Below are 22,021 nucleotides of genomic sequence, written 5' to 3'. Positions count from 1 at the left end.
CGGGCGTCGGTCCCTCAATGTGAGATTTTCCAGCGCGTTACGCACAGCGTGGCGCGCATTCGCTATACTTTCAGGTAACCACAACACGTCGTGTGGCGGGCAGCCGCGCGGCAAACGCAGCACAAAAAGGAGCACAGCCTATGGAAGCCAGGCTTAGCGAATACGACGAACGAGTTCTCCGTCGTCTCATCCAAATCGAAACCCAGAATCGACGCGACGGCAAACAGGAGCCGCTTGCGTACGTGCGCCGCGATACCCAGGCGGGTGCGTCCATGCGACGCCTCGACCAGCTGGGGCTAATCGCCGCGCAGTACCGCGAAGGCAATCCGCTGGTGCTCGAGGTGCTGGGCCTGGGCTATTCCTACGTGAGCGAATCCGATGCCGAACATGCCGACATCGCGCGTGTAGAGCGCTATCGCCAGGAGGATCGCCGCCACGACATCGCCATCAGCGTGCTGACCGCCATCATCGGCATTGCCGGCGTGGTCATCGGCTTCTTCCTCGGTCGCTTCTAGTTGTTGGCTACATAGATTTCAAACGCCTGTGGGGCCTGGCCCTTGCGGGCGTTTTGCGTTGGGGTCAAGTCGGGCGCCAGACTGGTTGGCTGATCCGAATTCGCCGTGAAGCTCGGTGGGATTTGCGGGCATTGACGTGGATGGCATTCGAACTATCGGCGGCGGCCCCTGATTCGGGCGGGATGCCTCCTTGCCTGAAGGGGTCGTGCAACAAGAATCCGATTTTTGGAGCACTTAAGGCGATAATCCGCGCGGAACCGTCCTTCAGACGTGCTTTGAAGGCTGTAGCACGGCAAATGCATCGGACGATACGCAACAGAACAGTCGAATATGTGGCGAAACGCGCCATTTGCTAGGCTCGCGACGCCGCCTCGGGAGGCCGTCTGCGCGGATTATCCCCTCAAGTGCTCCGCGGATTGAAATTTCGTTGCACGGCGGGGCCCCGGAAGGGCGAAACCCTTCATGCATGGGCCGAATCGCCAGTTTTTGGCGTGTGTCCGAATGCGACGCAGCTGCGGCGGCTTGCCGCTTTGCGGTCATGTGGAAGGCGCACCCGACCGAGGCGGCACGCCAGTCGGCTAGGCGACCAGGTCGAAAAGCACCTTGGCGAACAGCGCGCAGAGCACCACGACGATGAGGGGTCGCACGATTTTCGAGCCGTTTTTGACCACGAGACCTGCGCCGATGTAGTTGCCGGCAACGTTGAAGGCCGCAGCAATCAGGCCAAGCGCGATATAGATGGCTCCGGCGTTCAGGAACATGACCAAGGCGGAAATGTTCGACGCCAGGTTGCACATCTTCATGGTTCCGGATGCCTCGCGGACCCGCAGTTTTGCGAAGGTCACGAAAGACAACAGCATGAAGGTGCCGGCGCCAGGGCCGTAGAATCCGTCGTACAAGCCCGTGACGATGGCGCAAATACCAATGATGACCAGCAGTTTTGGCGTCGGTGCGGCCTCGGCTATGCCGCCGTTGTCCAAGTCGCGTTTGCGCAGCACCAGGATGGCCACCACGGGAAGGGCCACCACCAGAAGCATTTGGAAGACGCCCTCAGGCGTGAGCAGAGCCAACTTTGCACCAATGGCCGAACCGACAAGCGCGCCGATGACGGCGGGCACCGCCAGGGGCAGCTTGATGTAGCCGGCCCGCGCCATGCGCAGCGTTGCCACGGAGGTGCTGATGGCGTTCGACAGCTTGTTGGTGCCCAGCGCCATGTGGGCCGGCAGCCCCGCAAGCAGGTAGGCCGGCAGCGAGATGAGTCCGCCGCCGCCCGCGATGGCGTCGACGAATCCTGCGAGAAATACCAACGGGCACACGATGAGCAGCGCAATGGGGTCCATGGAATCCTGGGTCGGTCGAAAAGGGAACAATGCCCCACAGTATAGCTACGAGGCAGGCACCGTTTGGCGACGTTGGAGCAATCGGACACAGTCGACATGTTCGGATAAGATGGTCGGCTTGAGGGCGTCGGGTAACAGCATGAGGGCGAGGTGGCGGTCGGTCCAGCGTCGGGGTAGAATCAGCCGAAACGAACACATGCCTGCGAGCGTCGAAAGGAGGCCTTCGGAAATGAATTTCAACCAGCTCGAGTGGTTTTGCGCTGCGTACAGAACGCACTCTTTCGCGAAGGCGGCCGAGCAGACCTACGTATCGCGACAGGCGTTCGGCAAGGCCATCAAGACGCTTGAAGACGAGCTGGGCGTCGAGCTGTTCGTGCGCGATGAAAGCGGCGCGCACCCGACCGAGGCGGCGGACGACATCTTCCCCTTCGCATGGCGCTGCCTGAAGAACATGCAGGCCATCCGCCAGACGGCGGCGATGGCCGACGGCAGGCGCCCCGTTATCACCATCGCAATTGCGGACGGCGTGCTGGAATCGCTGCCCGATGGGTTCTTCGAGACCATGGAGAAAGACATCCCCTGGGTGGAAATCCACGTCGAAAAGCATTTCTACATGCGCTGCACCGAGCTGCTCGAGGCGGGCCGCGTGGAATTCGCCATTGTGCCGGGGCCCCTCAAGACGGAAGGCGCCGAGCGTGTCGCGCTGGCCGACGAGCCTGTTTACCTGGTGTTCAGCCGATCGATGCTCGATGTTGAACCTGAGAGCTTCCGCATCGATCAGTTGCGGGGGTCAACGGTGTTCGCCGTGGGCAAGGGAGACTTAAGCGATTTGGGCTTGAGCGAGCTTGCCGCACGCTGCGGCGTGGACGTATGCACCAACGGGCAGTACAACGATTACGAGCTCATCCTGAGCAAGGTACGCGCAGGACAGGGCGTCTGCATGGCGCCGGAAAGCGTGCGGCGCAGGATAGACGGCAAGGACCTGGTCTTCGTTCCGTCCCCGGACCCAGGCTTGCGCTGGCGGATCGATTTCGTCTGCATCGGGCGGTCCTGTACCGAAGCGGAGCGTGCAGTTATGGACTACATCAGGGGATACGCCGATTCGAAAGAATGACTTCGGGCGGAGCGTCGCATGGCGGACGGGCTGCAACCGCGAAGGATGCAACCTGGGGTTTACACCCGGTGCCAAACCGATTCTTCCCGATGCATACCCTCTTTGTTTGAATGAAGCCAGCTTGAAGGCAGAAACTCAACCAAGAGGGGGAACCATGACATTCGATGTTTCACGCCGCTCGTTTCTAAAGGGATCTGCTGTTGCCGCAGGTGCTGCGGCGTTCGGCCTGGCGGCCTGCGCGCCAACCGGCACCGAAGCCGCATCCACCGCGGAGCCGGCCGCCAGCACGGCGGCTGCATCCGGAGAGACGGAGCTCATCGCCCAGGCGTACGTCAATCCTCAGGACTACGACTACCGCGCAAACACGACCGATTTCGCGACGCTGCTCAGCCCGTTCAGCATCGGTGGTCACGAGTTCGGCAACCGCATGGCGAAGTCGGCGGCCGGTTCCGCCACCTACCTTGCGGGCTACACCGACGAGATGTACGAGTACTACATGAATTTCGCCCGCGGCGGCGTCGAACTGATCGGTATGGAGGGCGAAGCCTTCGCCATGCCGGCAGAGGGCGAAGTGCCTGCTGAAGCCGTCGACTTCTTCAAGAAGCTTACTGCCGACGCGGCGGAATACAACTCGCGTTTCTTCTTCCAGTGGGCCCCGTTCGGCCTGCCTGTGGACGAAGAGTCCATGCCGGTCGAAATGATCAAGGGCATCGAGACCGCTGGCGTGGCGCTTGCCAAGCAGATCAAGGACATGGGCTTTATCGGGATCGAGATCAACGCGGCCGGCTTCAACCAGGGCGAGCAGTTCCTTTCCCGGTTCCACAATACCCGTACCGACGAATACGGCGCAGACTCCATCGAGAACCGCGCCCGCTTCGTGGTGGAATGCATCCAGCAGATTAAGGAGGCCTGCGGCAGCGACTTCTTCGTCCAGGTGCTGATCGACTGCGTCGAGGAGTACGACGACATCGCCAACGGCGCCACGCTCATGACCCTGGACAGCGATTTCACGGCGAAGCGCACCAAGGTGACGTCGGTGGACGAAGGCATCGCGCTGGCCAAGGAGTTCGAGAAGGCCGGTGCCGACTCCATGCACCTGCGCCTCGGTCCGCTGGGCAACCATCCCTGCCAGTTCGCTTCCGACCTCTACTTCATTGTGAACGGCGTCGAGGGCGCGACCGGCTACGGCACCCAGTTCAATTTCGGCCGGCATTTCGGCGGCGAGCTGGTCGGCAACCACAGCGGCGCCGGCATGCTGTTCAACATCGCGAAGCGCTATAAGGAAGAGCTGTCCATCCCGTGCGGCATTGTGACCTACATGGATCCGGCCCATGCTCCTGATTACTTCGAGCAGGCGCTGGCCGACGGGTGCGCCGACTACTACCTGATGACGCGCCCGCTGACCGTCGATCCCGAGTATGTGAACAAGATCAAGGACGGTCGTCTGGACGAGATTGCGCCGTGCACCCGCTGCCTGCATTGCCACGCCGGCAGCAACGAGATGAACCGCGCGATGAGCTACTGCCGCGTGAATGCGCTGACCCAGCGCGTCATGACCGAAAACGGCCCTGCCACCTACGAGCTTGAGCCGGCAGCCGAGCCGAAATCCGTCATGGTTGTCGGCGGCGGTCCCGCCGGTATGGAGGCGGCGCGCATCGCAGCGCTGCGAGGCCACAGCGTGAGCCTGTATGAGAAGAGCGGCCAACTTGGTGGCCTGCTCGCCTTCGCAAGCCTGGTCAAAGGACCGCACGAGAACCTGGACGACCTGCGCGCCTACCTGGAGCGCCAGTGCGAGCTGGCTGGGGTCGACGTCGTGACGGGTACCGAGGTGACGGCGGAAACCATTTCCGAAACAAACCCCGACGTGCTTATTCTTGCTTGCGGCGGCCTGCGCGACGAGCTCCAGGTCGACGGGGCGGATGTGTTCGCCATCGAGGACTATATGGAAGCGACGGGCGACAACATCGTGGTGTACGGCAGCAACGAGCAGGCCATCGACGTGGCCATGTGGCTTACCGTGCACAAGAAGAACGTGACCATCGTCACGCCCAGCACCAACGATGAGGTCGACATGCAGCAGAGCCAGCATGCCAAGCGCTTCATGACCACCACCTTCGCGGCGTTGGGCGTCCGCATCATTCCCGAAGCCTCCATCGAATCGGTAGCCGACGGCGTGATGAAGGTGTATTCCGCAGATTTCGACGCGACCGTGTCCGTTGCCTGCGACAGCGTGGTGAATGCGGCCGACATGCTGCCCAACAAGAGCCTGCTTGACGGATTCGCCGGGGAGAGCTACTCCATCGGCGACTGCGAAGCGCCGTTCAACATCGCGCTGGCCATCCGCGGCGGCAACGACGTGGGCCGTGCCATTTAGCCTGCAGCAACCTGCGCGTCCCCTCCATATAGAACCGGCCCAGCAACGAAGCTGAGCCGGTTCTTTTGTTGTTGCGAGTCGATTTCGTATCGTAGTATTCGCGAGCGGGCCTCGAACGAACGCGATGGTCGCTGCCTACCCCTCTGACGCTAACGACTGCGTGGCCGATTATCCTTGGTCTTCGGCGGATTCGGGGGCCACGGCGATTTCTTCCATGTTCAGAACGCCGCCGTTGTTCCACCCGTCGGCAAAGCGCAGGATGTTCATCATCTCGGGCAGCTCCACGTTGTCCTCGGACCGGCTGCCCACTGTTACAGCGATTGCTTCATTAGAGTATTCAGGTGCGACCGTAACCACGTACATCCATGTCGTGCCGTTTTCGTTTTCAATCTTGTACTTCATCTTAGAAGCGTCCATGTCGTTATGTACCCCGGAGCTATATTCGAGGTCGCTAAACCCTGGTGCGGTCAAAGCCATGCGTTGTTCCAGCTGCTCCAGATCTTCCTCGGACAGACCGAATGTGGACCTGTCGGTGACCGTCGCCGAAATCACCGTGTTCCCGTCGGGGGCTATCCATTCGTAGTTCCCTTCGGTTCGCTCGAGAGGAATGAAATCCGCAGGGGGATTCACGTAGATGCTGAACATGTCGCAGTCAATCTGCCAGGGCTGCTCCATCAATCCGGCAGCCTGCAAGCCTTCAGGGCTCGTCGCGCGAACGAAGTCGGGAATCTCTTCTTCGTCGATCCAGATGCTTTTGATGCTTTGCTGGATAAGGTCGCCATACCGTCCACCGCGATCCTCGTAGGAGATGACAACATACCCCGAGTTCATGGCAAGACTAATAGTGGTGAGATCGTAGATGCCGCCCCTCTCTTTCCTTTCTGCACTCGACGTTGTAACAAGCGCAGCGGTGCCGCCGATATGCGTCTTACCCTCAACCGTTATTGAATCAGGGTCAGAGTAGGCGTCGGCCCAGTCTTTCAGAATCGCCGCAGGCGTATACGTCTCTTCGCTGTTCGGATTGGTGGTGTAACTTTGCTCATCACCGGGGAAATAGCTCATACTAACCACTATTTCAATCGTGAGGGAATCGTCGAGGTTCGCGACTGTTTGGGCGTAATTGGGGTCCGACTCGCTCTGTTCGAGCGGGGAGTTGTCGGGGAGAAGCAGATGAACCCCATACATTTCGGTCTCCTCGGTACTCAAGCTTATGTCCATGGGCGGACCGTAGTCTTTCGGCTCCGTGTTGCTTTGGGACCCGCACCCCACGACGACGCCCAGCAAGCAGGCCATCATCATGACAAGAATCAGCGCTTTCTTCACTTCAACCACCCTTCGGCACAGCTCAGTACTTGCGAGGCCGGACACACGTGCGACACACGGGCTCCGCTTGAACGGGAATGATACAGCATGTATGCCTTCAAGAAGATCAAACGCTTTACCCGACTGGATTATTTCGAGCACCGCTGCGTTCGGGCTTAAGCCGATTGCATTTCGGCTGGCCATGTGATGTTGCCATATTGCCTCAGGTGCGCAGTTCAGTTCGCTTGCCTAGCCCATTGCCAGGAAAGCGCTGCCTTATCTGCGGCTTGGGCGAAAACGCTGGCAATCACAAGGCGGACGGCGAATTCGGAATCATGGATTTCTGCATCGGTCGGCGTCGCGCTTGGCACGCATCACTATAATGCGAGCTCGAAGGCTACACGGGTCGGACTCGGTTTGCACCAAGCTCGTGTTGCCGCAAGATTCCTCTGGCCATCGGAATTCGATGCGGAATCTTTGCGGCTGCACCGGGTGCGCCGAACGTGGATGACGAAAGGATTGCCCATGCGCGACCACTCAAACCATGTGCAAGTCACACGCGAGAAGGCCGTCGAACTTCTGCGCGATGCGTGCGAATTTGATCGGCGTAAGGAAACCATACCTGTTCAAGAGGCTTGCGGTCGAGTGCTGGCTGAGGATGCGAAGGCTCAGACCGACATTCCGAACTGCCTGGAATGCTGCTTGGACTCAGTGGCCGTGCACTATGCGGATTTCGAAAACGGCATGCCGGATACGTCGGAATGGGTGCGAGGCGTCGACTGGGAGTTCGCGAACACCGGCGTCGGTATGCCGGAGGGATTCGATACGGCCATCGTCATCGAGCACGTCACGGTGTCCGATGATGAACGGCACATTACCATCGATGCGGCGCCTTCGGCAAAATTCGCAGGTACGAACCCGCAAGGCAGCAAAATGAGGCAAGGCGAGGTGCTGGCCTTTGAAAACACCCTGGTCACGGTAGATATCATGGCCCGTATGGCCATGGGCGGCGTGACTGACGTGTCGGTTATCGCACGCCCGACGGTGGCCTTCATCCCCACCGGAAACGAGCTCACGCGCATCGGCGACGAGCTGAAGCGCGGCGGACATTTCGAAACAAACGGGCTGCTGATTGCTGAGAAGATCCGCCAGTGGGGCGGCGAACCCGTTCTTTGGGACATCGTTCCAGATGACCGCGAACGCATCACGGCGGCGATTTGCGAGGCCTGCACCAAGGCCGACATTGTAGTGGTCAACGCCGGAAGCTCAAAGGGTTCCGACGACTGGAACATCGAAATGCTCGACGAGGTCGGCACGGTGCTCTACCACCAGACGAATCACGGGCCAGGCCACCACAGCAGCGCCGCCGTGGTGGACGGCACGCCTGTCGTGGGCATCTCGGGACCGCCTCGCGGAGCAGGCTTTACGGCCGATTTCTATCTGCGGCCCGTCATCAAGCGCTATCTGCGTCAGCCTGAGAATCTGCCGAAGGTGAAAGCCCGCCTTGCATCCGAAATCCGTCCTGGCGGGCCGGGCGCCCATAAGCACATGGCCGGCGCCAAACAGCTTCCTGGCGAGGTCAGGCCTTCCGAAAACGCCGACGGCTCGATTTTTTACGGCGTGAAGTTCATGATCGTGCGCCAGGCGGAAGATGGCGTGCTGGAGGCGGTTGGCGTCCCAGGCAAACCAGGCGGCTTGTCCGAAGATGCCGTCAACGGCTATTACATGATGCCGTCAGGGACGGGGGTCAATCCGCCTCAGGTGGGAGACTTCATCGAAGTCGACCTGAAGCCTTGGGCATAGGGATTGGAGCAAGAAAAAACCTTATCAGACGGCGTGCCCGGCTATTTCCAGGACAGCGATTCATGGGTTGCGAACAGGGCTGCGGCCAGATCGGAGCATAACGCCCGGTGCTCTTCGCAGTCGGGCAGGCCGGCCATGACGCACATGATATAGGTGCGTCCCTCGTACTCGATGAGGCCTGCATCCACAAGTACGTTATACTCGGGCTCGTCGTCGCTGGCAATCCAACCGCCCTTGTCGGCCACGACGGCATCGGTGCCCTTGAGGGCCTCGCGGATGAACGAATCCTCCGCAATCTGCATGACGGCCTCAAGCCACACGGAGGTGTCGCTGCCCGTCTCGAAATACCGGTAGGTGTTCAGCCACAGCTTCGCTGAGCTGCGAGTGCAGTAGGTGGGGTAGTGAAAACCTTGCGTCCAGGGGCAATCCTTTACGCCGAGTCCCGTGGCCCATTCGTCGTATCCCAAGGTGTCGAAGGTGTCGCGCAGCGAAACGTATGCATTGTTGTCGGATTCGACCACCGCGGCGTAAATCAGATTCTGGACGGTGTCGCTGCCGCCGAACGGATAGGACCCCAGCTTGTCCACCCGGGTGCAGATCTTGCACTCGTCGTCCAGTTTCACCTTGCCGGTCTCGATCAGCTCCTGGCACAGGAACACCGCGTAAGGCCCCTTGAAGGAACTCGCGCCGTAGAACGGCTCGTCCAGGTTGTAGGCGATGCCTGCGCCCGATTCCACATCCATCATGAAAAAGCCCAGGTCACCCTTGGATTGGATGGCTTGCATCGCCTTGGTCAGGTTGTCGTAGGTCTTGGTTTCCAGGGCCGGGGCCGGCTCTTCGGACAAAGAAAACACCTGCAAATCGGGCGTGGATGCGATGTCGTCCAGAAGCTCACAGGTCAGCTCCACCGACGCCCGGGATTCGCGCGCGGCTTTCTGGACCTCCGGCATGCTTGCGGTTCCGGTTCCGCGGACGACGCCGGGCGTTTCCTTGCCGGCGGACTCTTCGGGTGCTTCGGTGGCGGGTCCGGTGGTTCCCGTCGCCGAATCGGGCTTGGGCTCGTCAGCGGCGTCGCAGGAGGCGCACAGCACAACGGCGATCGCCAGCGCACATGCGAGAAACGTCTGCAAGGCCTTCGTGTTCCAAAGGCGGACGGTGGCGCTTATGACGACGTGCTTGACCATGCGGTAAGTGTATCACGCGTGGTATATGCACAAGGACCGAATGCATAAATATGCAAGTGTGGAAAGAATTCTGAATATTTTTTTATAATGGGTTGCATTATTCTTCATGAACCGTTAGGGTAAAAACACTTTACTTGGCAATAGTCTTGCGGGACACGGCATCGGAAAGGAGCCGCACATATGATCACCATGCTGCAGGCATCCCTCCGACGCCAGGGCCGACGAATCACGCTGCGACGTGCGCGTGTGTTGTCTGCGGTCCCTACCAGGTAAAATCTCCTGTCGCATGAACATAGGACTCTAGGCAGCACCCGGCGTCGCCGGGTCTTTTTGTGCATGCGGAAAGATCCGAGAAGACAGGCAGCATGCACAAAGGTAAAGATCCGACGATACGGAAGGCAAAGGATAAAGATCATGAGCGAAAAGAAAAAGGTCGTATTGGCGTACTCCGGCGGTCTGGACACGTCCGTCGTTTTGAAGTGGCTGCAGGTTGAGAAGAACCTCGACGTTATCGCCATCTGCGGAAACGTCGGTCAGGACGACGAAGACCTGGACTTCATCAAGCAGAAGGCCCTCGATATGGGCGCCATCGCCGCCGACGCGGTCGACATGCGTGAAGAATACGCCGACAAGTACCTGACCAAGGCCCTGGCGGCCAACGGTCTGTACGAGAACAAGTACCCGCTGCTGTCCGCACTGTCCCGCCCGCTGCTGTCCAAGTACATGGTGGACGTGGCCCACAAGCACGGCGCCGACTACATCGCCCACGGCTGCACCGGTAAGGGCAACGACCAGGTTCGTTTCGAAACCTCTATCAAGGCCCTTGACCCGAAGATCGAGATTCTGGCTCCCGTGCGTGAGTGGGACCTGCTGACCCGCGACGACGAGATGGATTGGGCCGTCGCCCACGGCGTGCCGGTGCCCACCACCAAGAAGAAGCCCTACTCCGTCGACGACAACCTGTGGGGCCGTGCCATCGAATGCGGCGTTCTGGAAGATCCTTGGAACGAGCCGCCCGAGGACATCTGGACCATCTCCAACAGCCCCGAGAACGCACCTGACGTTCCCGAATATGTCGAAATCACCTTCAAGGAGGGCGTGCCCACCGCTGTCAACGGCGAGGAGATGAACTTCCTGAGCGTCATCAACAAGATGAACGCCATCGCAGGCAACCACGGCGTCGGCCGCCTGGACATGATTGAAGACCGCATGATCGGTGTGAAGTCCCGCGAATGCTACGAGACCCCGGCCGCAACGGCCCTGATCATCGCCCATAAGGCCCTCGAGACCATGTGCCTCGAGCGCGAGACCCTCTTCACCAAGCTCAACCTGGAGCACCAGTGGGCTCACGAGGTCTACTTCGGCAAGTGGTTCTCGCCCCTCAAGCAGGCTCTGGATGCCTTCATGGCCGAAACCCAGCGTTTTGTGACCGGTGTGGTGAAAATCAAGTTCTATAAGGGAAATGCCACCGTGGTCGGCATGAAGAGCGACGTTTCGCTGTATGATTTCTGTCTGGCCAGCTACGGCGCGGAGGACACCTTCGACCGTTCTGCCGCCAAGGGCTTTATCGACCTGACCAGCCTTCCCATCAGCGTGTGGGCCGGCGTTCAGGGCGCGAAAGTCGAGTAGCGTTTCGCGGCGCACTCGGGCATCGGCGCGTTATTCGTGGCGCGCGTGCGGTGCTTCCGCTGTGCGTATGAGAGAGGAATAGCACGTATGCGGGCCGTGTGCCCGCATACGCATGTAGTTGAGAGGTTGAACATGGCACTTTGGTCCGGACGGTTTGAAGAGGGCGTCGGCAAGTTCACGCAGGAGTTCGGTGCGTCGCTGCCCATCGACAAGCATATGTACGCCCAGGACATCCAGGGCTCCATCGCCCATGCGAAGATGCTCGCCAAGCAGGACATCATCAGCCAGTTCGATGCCGACCGCATCGAAGTCGGCCTGATGGAGATCCGTCATCAGATCGACAAGGGTCTCTTCACCTGGGACATCAATGACGAAGACATCCACATGGCCGTAGAGAAAACCCTGATCGAGGACATCGGTCAGTCTGGCGCGCGCCTACACACGGGCCGCTCCCGCAACGACCAGGTGGCCACGGACATCCGCCTGCATGCGAAGTTCATGATCAAGGAGCTCATGGAGCAGAACTGCCGCATGCGCGAGAGCTTCTACAACAAGGCCGAAAAGCATTACGGCGTCATCATGCCGGGCTTCACGCATCTGCAGCATGCCCAGCCGGTGCTGTTCAGCCACCATCTGCTGGCGTACTTCTGGATGTTCACCCGCGACTACAAGCGTCTGTACAGCGCCTATCAGGCCGCCGACGCCAACCCGTTGGGAAGCGCCGCGCTGGCAGGCACCACCTACCCCATCGACCGTCAGATGACCACCGAACTTCTGGGCTTCGACCACCCCACACCCAACTCGCTGGACGCCGTGTCCGACCGCGACTACCTGCTTGACCTGGAGTATGCGTGCAGCGTGGCCATGATGCACCTGTCGCGCCTCTGCGAGGAGATCGTCATGTGGTCCACCACCGAGTTCGCCTTCATCACGCTGGCCGACTCGTATTCCACGGGCTCGTCGATCATGCCCCAGAAGAAGAACCCCGACTTCGCGGAGCTGACCCGTGGCAAGATGGGCCGCGTGGTGGGCGATCTGGTCGGCCTGCTGGTCACCATGAAGTCGCTGCCGTTGGCATACAACAAGGACCTGCAGGAGTGCAAGGAGGGCGCCGTCGACGCCGCCAAGACCCTGAACGACTGCATGATCATCATGGACGGCATGATCGACACCATGAAGGTGCATCCGAAGGCCATGCGCAAGGGCGCCGGCAAGGGCTTTACCGCGGCAACCGACGTTGCCGACTACCTGGCCAAAAAGGGCATGCCCTTCCGTCAGGCGCATGAGGTCGTGGGCAATCTGGTCCTGTACTGCGAGAAGAACCACAAGGGCCTGGAAAATCTGACCCTTGAGGAGTTCAAGAAGGCATCGGCCCTGTTCGAGGAGGACATCGTGTCCGCTTTGGACCTGGAGGCCATCGTCCGCGCCCGTACCACCTACGGCGGAACGGGGCATTCGGCCGTAAAGGTCCAGATGGGCGAAGCCGCCGAGGCGCTTGCTGCCGACAAGGAGCTTCTCGACACCCTGAAATAATAACGGGCGGCGCTTAAGGCGTCATGTCCTTCCCGAAAACACAACAAAGGCCGGTTTCTCGCCGGCCTTTTGTTGTTGTGGGCGTCGGCGCGGTGCAAGATGGAAGGGAGGGTAGGGTTTCGCGCTGATGCCTCAACGAAACGCGGCCTTGGGTATGCAGGAAGGAGTGGGGCCGGTTCCTTACGAGATGTTTGTCTAGGTGCTCGCTTGGGGTTGCCCCCTTGCGATGGTTTCATTATGCGACGCCTTCCTTAAACGAATCTGAAAGAAGGCGCAATACGATGCGATGTGTGCCGGAGCAAGACATGTCCTTCGCGAGCTCGACCGTCTGGATTCGTGGGGCTGCAGCTCCGTCGGTCTCGTCGGTTAATGTGGGGTAAATGGGCAGGTCGGGTTTTATGATTGACCATCGGTGGTTGTGTGGTTACAATACGTCAATGCGCATGTGCGCGAAGTTTGAAGTGGGCCGTTAGCTCAGTTGGTAGAGCAGGGGACTTTTAATCCCAAGGTCGCGGGTTCGAGACCCTCACGGCCCACCACTTTTTTGCATGCGTTCTTGTGACGCGCCGATTCAAGGGCGCGCTTCTTGTATTGGGCCATGGTGTAATGGCAGCACAGGGGTTTTTGGTGCCCTTAGTCCGGGTTCGAGTCCTGGTGGCCCAGCCATTCCGATCGCCGCTGCGGTCCGCTCTGGCGCCCAATCTTGGCATTCCACGCTCACTCACGTACGCCTAGTACGCTACGTTCGCGTGTCAAGCCAATCTTGGGCGCCAGAGCGGACCTCGCTGTCTTTGCCTAATTCTGCTGGTGGGATCCCAGTTGGGGGCCGTCCCGCCGGGGGCGCTGTTGCTTCGCAAAGCGCGCCCCCTTCGCTGCATTGCTCGGGGGGGGGCTGTCCCGCCGGGCGGCTGTTTGCCTTCGGCAAAAGCGCGCCCCTTCGGGGTTCTGGGATGGGGCTGTGCCCCCAGGGCCCCGGGGTTGGGGGAGGTGCCTCGTCCTTCGTGGTTTTGCGGCGGCATTGTTCGAAGTGCGCTTGCCGCCATCCGGATTTGTGCTAGATTCGCTTTACCACACGCTAGTGAAAGGATAACCATGCCGATTGTCGACGCGCATGCGCACATATACCCTGGCAAGATCGCCCCGCGGGCGGTCGAGGCTGTGGGGCAGTTCTACACGATCAAGATGGCGGGCGCGGGCACGCCGGAGGAGCTGCTGGCCATCCATAAACAGGCGGGCATCACGCACGCAATCGTGCACTCCGTGGCCACCACCCCGAAATCCGTCACGACTATCAACAACTACATCGCTGCAACGTGCGAGGAGCATCCGGAATTCATCGGGTTCGGCACCATGCATCAGGACTTCGAGGATATGGAAGCCGAAGTTGAACGTGCCATTGAACTGGGGCTCCATGGGTTCAAGCTGCATCCTGACACCCAGGAAGTGGATATGGACGACCCCCGTCTCATGCGCTTTTACGAAATCATCGCCGGCCGGCTGCCGCTGGTCGTCCACACGGGCGACTACCGTTACGACTACTCGCACCCGCGGCGCCTCATCAACGTCATGAAGGCTTTCCCGGACTTGGTAGTTGATGCAGCCCATCTGGGCGGATGGTCCATATACGATGTCGCGTTCGACGAATACCATGCAGCGCTCAGCAGCTTCGACAACCTGTACGTTGACGCCTCAAGCGCCTTTTTCATGACGGGTTGCCGCCACATGCGCGAGCTCATCCGCATGTGGGGGTCCGAGCGCGTCATGTTCGGCAGCGACTACCCCATGTGGAATCCTGGCAGCGAGCTGGACAAAATGATGCGTTGCGAGCTGACCGAGGACGAATTGGAGAACGTGCTCTGGCGCACGGCGGAGCGGTTCGCCAACGTGGAGCTGAGTTAGCGAACGCACCTGCCCAGTACATGAAAAAGCCCCTCCGATGAGGGGCTTTCGTTTTGATGAAGCTAACCGCGGGTGCGGGCGAACCGGGCTTTCGGGAAACGCGGTCCGGGGATGCGCGGCTCGTCGTCGTCCTCCTCGGCCTCCTCGAAGGCCTCGCGGCGGTCGCGGCGCTGGCGGTACACCTGGTTCAGAGACTCGACCTCGATGAAGATGGACGTGCACTGCGGATATTCGTCGATCAGCTCGGCTTCGATGCGGTCGATGGCCTGCAGCACGTCGCCTTCGTCAAGCTCATCGTCGAAGGTGACGTCAAGGTTGAGCAGCATGTCGCGGGGGCTCATGTACATCGACAGGACGCGGCCGCACTTGATGACGGCGGGGTCCTCCTCGACGATGAACACCACGTCGTCGACTTCGTCCATGGTCAGGCCCTCGCCGATGAGCGGGCTTCGGGTCTCGCGCAGCAGGATGACGGCCACGGTGGCCATGGTCAGGCCGATGACGATGGACGCCACCGAGTCGAGCCGCGGCATTTTGAGCAGCAGCGACAGCGCGATGCCGATAAGCGCGATTATCATGCCGCCGACGGCTGCCGAGTCCTCAAGCAGCACCGTGAAGTTGGTGGGCGACTTGGAGTTGCGGATGTATTCCCAGATGGAGCGCTCGCCACGGGCATTGTTCACGTCGTTTAGGGCGATGGTCAGCGATGTGCCCTCCAGCACGATGCCGATGATGAGCACGATGTAGTTGATCAGGGGATTCTCGACCACGTTGCCGCCGGCCATGAAGGACTTCACGCCCTGGAACAGGGTGAAGCCTCCGCCGAAGAAGAAAATCACGACGGACACGACGAAGGTCCAGAAGTAAAGCTCGCGGCCGTAGCCGAAGGGGTGTTCCACGTCGGGCTTGCGCTGCGATTTCTTCGTGCCGATGAGCAGCAGCGCGTCGTTGGATGCGTCGACCAGCGAGTGGACGCCTTCGGACATCATCGCGACCGAACCGGTGATGGCGGACGCGATGAACTTCACACACGCCACCGTGATGCCGGCGACGACCGCCGCGACGACGGTCAGGTTGCTGCGGAGCTTGACGCCGATGGAAGGCTCCTCTTGATTCAGGAGCTCCTGGCGTCGTTTGAATGCGATTGATGAGGTGTCGTTGACGTTGTCGTCTATGTCGTCATCGTCTTCGTCGAGGTCGCCGTGTATCCAGTTAAGCTCTTCATCATCGTCATCATCATCCAGAAACGATGTGATTTGGGGCTGCTTTACGTCGGGCAGCGCATCATCGGTCGGAGTTTGTATGTGATGGCCGCTGTCTGAACTGGTAACGGGTTGGGGCATGTATCTCATTCCTTCAAAATCGACTGATTCTATAGTGTAGCGGTTTGTGGCCGATCTTGCACGTATGACAACGTTCGTTGCGGCAGCGTAATGAAGAGAGCGACAGCGCGCGGGCGTTTCGAAGGCACCTTCGCCAAAACGAAACCGGCCCGCAAACGGGGTTGCAGGCCGGTCGATACGGGATATGTTGCAGGCCGTTATTGCTCGTCGTCGGCCTTCTGCGCCACGAGCATCTGCTCGAACATGCCGGCTGTGGCGCTGAAATCGTTCGGCAGCACTACCGTGGATCCGCCCTTCTGGTCGGCGAAGCGGCTCATCATGTCGGCCCATTGGGTGAACATGAACAACTGGTTGGCTTCCTGCGGGGTGACGCCGGACTCTTTGATGGTTTCCAGCGAATCCTTGATGCCCTGCGCGATGGCCTTGCGCTGCAGCGCGATGCCTTCGCCGGCCTTTTCCATACTCTCGGCCTCGGCGATTGCTTCGGTCACGGTCTTGATGCGGTCGGCCTCGGCCAGGTCCTGAGCGGCCAGACGCGTACGCTGCGCGGAGTTGATTTGGTTCATGGAATCCTCGACCTCGCGCGGCAGGGCGATGCGGGTAATCAGCGTGCTGACCAGGGTGAAGCCGTAGCCGGACATCTGCGAGGACACGGTGTTGTTCACGTCGCGGGCAATGTCGTCCTTCTTGGCGAAAACCTCGTCCAGCGAGTAGGTGGGGATGGCCGAGCGCAACGCGTCGGTAATGAAGTCCTTCATCTGCTCCTCGGGCTCCTGCAGCATGTAGAAGCTCTTGTAGATGCCCGATTCGTAGGGCGCGTTGCCCATGGCATAGTCGACGTGGTACTGCGCGGACACTTCAAGTCCGATGGTCACGTTGTCGGCGGTTTTCGCATCGATCTTGAAGCCGTTCTTCATGGTGCGCAGCGACACGACGGCAGCCTTGCGCTCGATAACGGGGATCTTCACGTGGAAGCCTGCGCCGGTGAAGCGGTTGAATTTACCGAGCCGCTCGATGATGACGGCGTGCTGCTGCTTCACGATGTAGAAGCCGTCCGCGACCAGCGCTGCAATGATCAGTATGAGGAGAATAAAGAAAAGTCCGAAGCCCATGACAATCCTTTCTACGGGCCGTTACATGTGCATTCATTCTATCATCGGCGGGGCTCCGTATCGGTTTGGCAACGGTCGGCATCCTCCAGCGAAACGCGCAAAATGTGGACAATTGAAAAATCTTGTTGGAGGTGTGGCATAATCAGGCGCTTCAAGGTACAATAACGCAGCTGTTCGCAGCAGACCTACATGCCGATGTGGCTCAGTTGGTAGAGCAACGCACTCGTAATGCGTAGGTCACCGGTTCGAGTCCGGTCATCGGCTCCAGGAAACCGCAGGTCATCAGGGTGAAACCTGGTGGCCTGTTTCCTTTTCGCGGGGCGGGTTCTCCGAACGGGGGACATTTGGGGGACATTCGCCGCAGCTCCTGTGTTCACGGGTGCTATCCTCTCCGCTATGCCGTGCGGATTTGAACGACGTTCGAGGGCGGCTCTTCCTCCATGATCGCTCCCATGAGAGCAGCCGCTTTGACGTCGTTCTCGGGCTGCGCGTGCGCGTACCAGTCAAGCGTGATTGAGGCGTTCGCGTGGCCCATCCGGTTCTGCACCGTTTTCACATCGACGCCCGCCGCTAGAAGCTGGGTTGCCTGGGTGTGCCTGAGTTCGTGGTATCGCAAGCCCGGGAGACCCGCACGGGTTCGGAACTCCCTCCACCATCTTTCAAAGTTGGGGATGCTCCCCGAGCCGCCCTCGTCGTTGCAGCAAATGAACGTATCAGGCCCTTGCTCCCTGCCTATCTTGCCCAGCATTTCGGCCTGGGTGCGTTTCCACCATGAGAGCCTTTCCGCAGTATGCGCGTCGATGTTGATGCTTCGGTTCCCCGCTTTGGTTTTCGGGCTTTGCAGTTTCCCGCTGAATGAGAGGGACTTGCTCACGCTGATTACTCCGCCCCATTCGCCGCCTCGTTCCGCCAACACCACATCAGACCATTTAAGCCCGTGGACTTCCCCGAGCCTCATTCCCGTTGCGAGGCCGATTCTGACGGCTTCGAGGCGTCCCAGGTTGCCCAGGCCGTAGAGACGGCCCCGAGGGCCTTTCTTCGCGTTCCTGGCTGCGTTCCATTCCTCGCGCCGCTGCTCCTTGGCCCTATACCCCTGCTCCATTTCGGATTCCTCGGAGTCTATCGCCCTGAGCAGCTTCACGCATTCGGCCCGCCCGAGGCTCTTTCTATCCGAATCCTCTATCTTGGGAGGGTCTACCCGCTTGCACGGGTTCCTGAGTATCAGGTCGTAACGCTCCGCCTTGTCCATGATCTGCCTCATGGTTCCGTGCATCCGGTTCATTGTCGTTTCGGAGTAGGGCTTTCCCGTCTTGCGCTTGTCCTCCCGTATGGCGTCGTAGAGCCTTTCCACCATCTGCGGGGTAATGTCCTTTAGCTTCACGTTCCCGAGGTAGCCGCTGAGCAGCCTTACCGTCTGCTCATCCCGTGCAAGGGTTTTCTCCCTGAGTGCCCCGGTCGTTTTCCTTGCCTTGCACCATTCGCGGGCGAACTCTGAGAACCCCATGCTTTCGCTCTCGAAGCTGAGGCCGCTTTCGTATTCGCGCCTTATGGCGTCCCTGGCCTTGCGGGCGTCCGACTTGGTGCCCCTGACAACACGCTTTATGCGCTGCCTCTTCCCGGTCACGGGGTCTGCTCCGAGGCAAAGGACTATCTCCCATCGTTTCGGGCTGTAGCTTTTGCCGTTCGCGTCTAGCTTTTCGCGGGGTTCCGCGTCTCCGTATCCCATTTTCTAAACCTCCTTTCGCTCTCCCGTTTCCGTCTGCTCTGTTCCAAACGCCGTCTTTCCGGCGGTTTTGGCTTTCCTGGCTTCGTCCCTCTTTTGGGGTTTCCTGTTCTTGCAGGTGTCCGAGCAGTATTTCGACTTGCTGCTCGACTTCCTGTCAAAATCGGATTTGGACTGTTTGCGCTTGAAGATTCGCCCGCATTCCGCGTTTCCGCATTCCCTCCATTCGGCCTCGTCTGCGAACGATTCAAGCAACTGGTTTAGTATCGCCGCCGCAAGCATCCCGCATGAGTAAAGGGTGCCGCCCCTCGCCGGGTTCGGTGCCGCTTCGATTCTCCGCACGATGGCGGGGGGTTCCGCCTTGCATCCCAGGTGCTGCCCCATCGCCTTTATGAAATCATCTGAATCCAGGTTTCGGTACATGAGGAACTTGTCCCTGACGGCTTTCCGCTCTTTTTCGCTGAGGGCTTTGCGTGAGGCTTCGCGTATGACCGTATCGGGCATTCTGAAAGCAAGCGGGTTCGATGCCGCAAGGGCTGCGGTTTCGAGTGTAAACGGGTTCATGAAGCTGCTCCCGGAGAGCGGGAGTTCCGCCCCGTACACGACGCACGCCACCAGGTTTTGGAGCCATTCGAGGGAGGCTGCCGCCTCCGTCTCCGATATGTAGGAGGGCCATGCCCCGTTGCCGAGAACCCGTTCTCTTCCCAGGAACGACGGGAGGTTTGCGAGGCGTTCCGCCTCCGTGGCCCTTATGCCGCATTCAATGCGCTGCTCTTCCGTGGCTGAGGGGTTGTTCCTGATCGGGTGGTAGGGCACGCCCCATTCCCCGATGAACCGGGCAACGTCTGCGGGGTTCTGCGGATCGACCGCCAATAGCTGATGGTTCCAGAACTCGACGGGTAGGGAGTCCATGTTTCCGCATGGCATGAGGTAGTAGCCCGAGCCTCTTGCGTGGCCGACCTCCCCGACGGCCCACCTTATCCGGCTGACGCATTCGGGTATGGTTCCGTATGGGTCGTTCGGCATGACGCCGCGTTTAGGCAAGGCCCCCTCAATCCGCTCTTTCAGCAGCCCGTGGCATTCCATGTGCAAACACGGCCTAGTCATTCGTTCCCCTCTCATAACTACCCCAAAAATAAAACTTTAAAGAGTGCCTATGTGCTGGCATGATTCTAGGTGTCCAACGTTGGAGCTGTCAAGGTGCGAATGAAAAGGAGAAAAAAATGATTCGTCTTGTGATTGAACGCAGGAAACTAGGATGGTCTCAATCCGAGCTGGCCCGCCGCATCGGCGCAAACCCCGTGAGCATCAGCAGGATTGAGCGGGGCAAGGAGCCGCCCTACCCGCTCCGTTCCCAGCGCATCGCCGACGCCCTGGGCTGGGAGGGAGACCCAGCGGAACTCTTCGAGGATGTGACCGACGATGAGACGAACGGTTAACGCCCCTATGCCCTGGGAGTCCGAGCGGGAGGGCGGCAAGGCCCAGGAGCAGCCGTATGAGCTGTTCGCGGGGTATCCCGACCTTATGACCGTTTCGGACGTGTGCGAGGTAACGGGGCTGTCGGCCCAGACCATCAGGGCACGGCTCAACCAAGGGGAACTCCCGGGGTTTCGCATAGGGCATACGTGGTACGTGTCAAAGCCCGCATTCGTGGCGTTCGTGGAGAGGCGGCAAGGATGAGGGCCGACGCCCCGAGCCTCGTTACCGAGACCAACAAGAACGGGGAAATCCTCTATGCACGAATGGACGGCCCCAGGCTGCAAAGGATCGTTGAGGCGGCAAGGAAAGCCCGGGCCAACCAGACATGGCCCCGAGCTTTGTACACGTGCTTTCGCGTCCCGTACACCATGACCGCCGGGAAGAGGTTGGAGCGTTACGGGGAGATAGGGGAGCGTGCATACAACTACGTGGAGAACTGGCTTTTGGAGAACGCTCCCGAACTCTTGGAAAACGCTCCGCAGGTGCTTACCTTGCAGGTCTCCCAGGAGAGGCTGGCGCGTGAGGCGTTCGGGGGCAACGTCAACCAAGCCTCAAGGGCGTTGCGTGCGATGGTCGAGGCGGGCGTGCTGTCCGTGGTCAAGCCCGGATACAAGGGCTTCTCCACCCTCTACGCCTATCTGCCGCTGCCTGGGGATGAAGGAGCATACGGCTGGGAGGTGTCGGGTTCCGATGCATGACGCTCGGTGGTTAGGTACACGGTTTCCCTACAAAACTGTGTACCTAATCGGCCTGGCAATAGGTACACGGCAAGAGGCCCTTGCCTACACACTTTGGCCTCCTTGCCTACACACTTTGGCCTCCTTGCCTACACACTTTGGCCTCCTTGCCTACACACTTTAAAACTAACGTCCCAGCTCAGATGGCATATGGACGTTTGAAAGTATCTAAGATAGACCCAACAACAATACAAATAGATGCGGTTCGGGTTTTCCACCGATGTGGATAACCTCGGGCCTCCGTGCCCGGTTCCCGAGCCGTAGAGGATCGGAGAGGCGATGACTAGGACGGCAAGCACAATGCTCAGGCTTGGGAGGGCGTGGGTTCGTGCCCATCCTGACGAATGGCTGAGGTTGAAGAGCAGCGTAGAGAACGACGTGCGTAGGTTCATGGAATCGGGCAGCGTGTGCGACCTCCGCATTTCCCCGTATGTCGAGATGCTCAGGGAGCGGGGCGTCGGGGTCGATAGCGACATACGCGCATATCTCTCAAGGCGATTGGAAAAAGAACTCAGGGCCGACGGCCTACCCGTTAGGTTCACCAAGCACGCTAGCAAAATAGACCCGCTCATGAAAGCCGGGGGCGACGGCGAGTGAGCGTGGCCGCGTTCCTGATCCTCCCCAGGCACGGCCCGCCCGCGTCCTGCGCACGGCTCAGGCTCAGGCCCAGGCCCAGGCCCGAGGCTCAGGCCCAGGCCCAGGCCCGAGGCCAAGGGCAACGCCCTCAAGGACATGCATCCATGTGAACAATTGGGCACATCAGGCGGGGCATGGGCCGCAGGGGGTGCCCCGTGAGGGGGAGAGGCGGGGGAAATCACAAAAAGGGAAACGCCTCCCACGCCCCGCCCCCCTTAAAAAACTAATAAACCCGATTTTAAGCCCGAATTGTCACGGCAAGCTGTGACGGCAAGTAACAGGACGGCCCAGGGAGTAG

The 22,021-nt window shown here is 59.9% G+C and carries 18 protein-coding genes and 3 tRNA genes; 14 read left to right on the top strand and 7 right to left on the bottom strand.

Annotated elements, in window-relative coordinates; genetic code table 11:
* Positions 1 to 140 precede the first annotated feature (140 nt).
* Complete coding sequence (locus SHEL_RS13125) at positions 141 to 515, top strand: hypothetical protein (protein ID WP_012799763.1); 375 nt, start codon at positions 141 to 143, stop codon at positions 513 to 515.
* A 578-nt stretch (positions 516 to 1,093) separates the two neighbouring features.
* Here SHEL_RS13125 and SHEL_RS13120 read toward each other — a convergent pair.
* Positions 1,094 to 1,855 carry a sulfite exporter TauE/SafE family protein gene (locus tag SHEL_RS13120; protein WP_012799762.1) on the bottom strand — a complete coding sequence of 254 codons (762 nt, stop codon included), beginning with the start codon at positions 1,853 to 1,855 and terminating at the stop codon, positions 1,094 to 1,096.
* A 229-nt stretch (positions 1,856 to 2,084) separates the two neighbouring features.
* Between SHEL_RS13120 and SHEL_RS13115 the strand changes: the two genes are divergently transcribed.
* Positions 2,085 to 2,969, top strand: coding sequence for a LysR family transcriptional regulator (locus SHEL_RS13115; RefSeq protein WP_012799761.1), 885 nt, complete (start codon positions 2,085 to 2,087; stop codon positions 2,967 to 2,969).
* 154 nt (positions 2,970 to 3,123) lie between these two features.
* Complete coding sequence (locus SHEL_RS13110) at positions 3,124 to 5,343, top strand: oxidoreductase (RefSeq protein ID WP_012799760.1); 2,220 nt, start codon at positions 3,124 to 3,126, stop codon at positions 5,341 to 5,343.
* 168 nt (positions 5,344 to 5,511) lie between these two features.
* Here the strand turns inward: SHEL_RS13110 and SHEL_RS13105 are convergent, their stop codons facing one another.
* Positions 5,512 to 6,666 (bottom strand): hypothetical protein, encoded by a 1,155-nt coding sequence (locus SHEL_RS13105; RefSeq protein WP_012799759.1) that lies wholly within the window; start codon positions 6,664 to 6,666, stop codon positions 5,512 to 5,514.
* A 504-nt stretch (positions 6,667 to 7,170) separates the two neighbouring features.
* Between SHEL_RS13105 and SHEL_RS13100 the strand changes: the two genes are divergently transcribed.
* Positions 7,171 to 8,448 carry a molybdopterin-binding protein gene (locus SHEL_RS13100; RefSeq protein ID WP_012799758.1) on the top strand — a complete coding sequence of 426 codons (1,278 nt, stop codon included), beginning with the start codon at positions 7,171 to 7,173 and terminating at the stop codon, positions 8,446 to 8,448.
* 41 nt (positions 8,449 to 8,489) lie between these two features.
* On the opposite strand, the gene SHEL_RS13095 is transcribed toward SHEL_RS13100, so the two are convergent.
* Entirely contained in the window at positions 8,490 to 9,632 is a 1,143-nt protein-coding gene (locus SHEL_RS13095) for a serine hydrolase (protein WP_012799757.1), read from the bottom strand.
* A 414-nt stretch (positions 9,633 to 10,046) separates the two neighbouring features.
* Between SHEL_RS13095 and SHEL_RS13090 the strand changes: the two genes are divergently transcribed.
* The 5 genes from SHEL_RS13090 to SHEL_RS13070 all read left to right on the top strand — a co-directional run bounded on the left by SHEL_RS13090 (position 10,047) and on the right by SHEL_RS13070 (position 14,693).
* Positions 10,047 to 11,261, top strand: coding sequence for an argininosuccinate synthase (locus SHEL_RS13090; RefSeq protein WP_012799756.1), 1,215 nt, complete (start codon positions 10,047 to 10,049; stop codon positions 11,259 to 11,261).
* A gap of 132 nt (positions 11,262 to 11,393) precedes the next feature.
* The gene (argH, locus tag SHEL_RS13085; RefSeq protein ID WP_012799755.1) at positions 11,394 to 12,794 is read left to right on the top strand and encodes an argininosuccinate lyase; all 1,401 of its coding nucleotides are present in this window, start codon (positions 11,394 to 11,396) and stop codon (positions 12,792 to 12,794) included.
* A gap of 463 nt (positions 12,795 to 13,257) precedes the next feature.
* Positions 13,258 to 13,333, top strand: a tRNA-Lys gene (locus SHEL_RS13080).
* Between the two features lie 53 nt (positions 13,334 to 13,386).
* Positions 13,387 to 13,460: transfer RNA gene (locus SHEL_RS13075), tRNA-Gln, on the top strand.
* 426 nt (positions 13,461 to 13,886) lie between these two features.
* The gene (locus SHEL_RS13070; RefSeq protein ID WP_012799754.1) at positions 13,887 to 14,693 is read left to right on the top strand and encodes an amidohydrolase family protein; all 807 of its coding nucleotides are present in this window, start codon (positions 13,887 to 13,889) and stop codon (positions 14,691 to 14,693) included.
* Between the two features lie 62 nt (positions 14,694 to 14,755).
* Here the strand turns inward: SHEL_RS13070 and SHEL_RS13065 are convergent, their stop codons facing one another.
* Positions 14,756 to 16,036: a cation diffusion facilitator family transporter gene (locus SHEL_RS13065; RefSeq protein ID WP_012799753.1), complete on the bottom strand. Its 1,281-nt coding sequence runs from the start codon at positions 16,034 to 16,036 to the stop codon at positions 14,756 to 14,758.
* A 197-nt stretch (positions 16,037 to 16,233) separates the two neighbouring features.
* Complete coding sequence (locus SHEL_RS13060; RefSeq protein ID WP_012799752.1) at positions 16,234 to 17,148, bottom strand: SPFH domain-containing protein; 915 nt, start codon at positions 17,146 to 17,148, stop codon at positions 16,234 to 16,236.
* Positions 17,149 to 17,339: 191 nt separating this feature from the next.
* Here SHEL_RS13060 and SHEL_RS13055 point away from each other — a divergent pair.
* A tRNA-Thr gene (locus tag SHEL_RS13055) sits at positions 17,340 to 17,415 on the top strand.
* A gap of 127 nt (positions 17,416 to 17,542) precedes the next feature.
* Here SHEL_RS13055 and SHEL_RS13050 read toward each other — a convergent pair.
* Together SHEL_RS13050 and SHEL_RS13045 are read right to left on the bottom strand one after the other, a co-directional pair.
* Entirely contained in the window at positions 17,543 to 18,874 is a 1,332-nt protein-coding gene (locus tag SHEL_RS13050) for a tyrosine-type recombinase/integrase (RefSeq protein WP_012799751.1), read from the bottom strand.
* Positions 18,875 to 18,877: 3 nt separating this feature from the next.
* The gene (locus tag SHEL_RS13045) at positions 18,878 to 19,978 is read right to left on the bottom strand and encodes a hypothetical protein (protein WP_012799750.1); all 1,101 of its coding nucleotides are present in this window, start codon (positions 19,976 to 19,978) and stop codon (positions 18,878 to 18,880) included.
* A 116-nt stretch (positions 19,979 to 20,094) separates the two neighbouring features.
* Between SHEL_RS13045 and SHEL_RS13040 the strand changes: the two genes are divergently transcribed.
* The 4 genes from SHEL_RS13040 (at position 20,095) to SHEL_RS13025 (ending at position 21,684) form a co-directional block, all read left to right on the top strand.
* On the top strand, positions 20,095 to 20,310 hold the full coding sequence (locus tag SHEL_RS13040) for a helix-turn-helix domain-containing protein (protein WP_012799749.1): 216 nt from the start codon (positions 20,095 to 20,097) through the stop codon (positions 20,308 to 20,310).
* Entirely contained in the window at positions 20,294 to 20,551 is a 258-nt protein-coding gene (locus SHEL_RS13035; RefSeq protein WP_083762380.1) for a helix-turn-helix domain-containing protein, read from the top strand. Before SHEL_RS13040 ends, SHEL_RS13035 begins: the two co-directional genes overlap by 17 nt.
* A 167-nt stretch (positions 20,552 to 20,718) precedes the next feature.
* The gene (locus tag SHEL_RS13030; RefSeq protein WP_126513837.1) at positions 20,719 to 21,048 is read left to right on the top strand and encodes a hypothetical protein; all 330 of its coding nucleotides are present in this window, start codon (positions 20,719 to 20,721) and stop codon (positions 21,046 to 21,048) included.
* Between the two features lie 318 nt (positions 21,049 to 21,366).
* On the top strand, positions 21,367 to 21,684 hold the full coding sequence (locus SHEL_RS13025) for a hypothetical protein (protein WP_012799746.1): 318 nt from the start codon (positions 21,367 to 21,369) through the stop codon (positions 21,682 to 21,684).
* Positions 21,685 to 22,021: the final 337 nt, after the last annotated feature.

The sequence above is a fragment of the Slackia heliotrinireducens DSM 20476 genome, assembly GCF_000023885.1.
GTDB lineage: Bacteria > Actinomycetota > Coriobacteriia > Coriobacteriales > Eggerthellaceae > Slackia > Slackia heliotrinireducens.
This window is presented reverse-complemented; position numbering and strand designations above follow the sequence as displayed.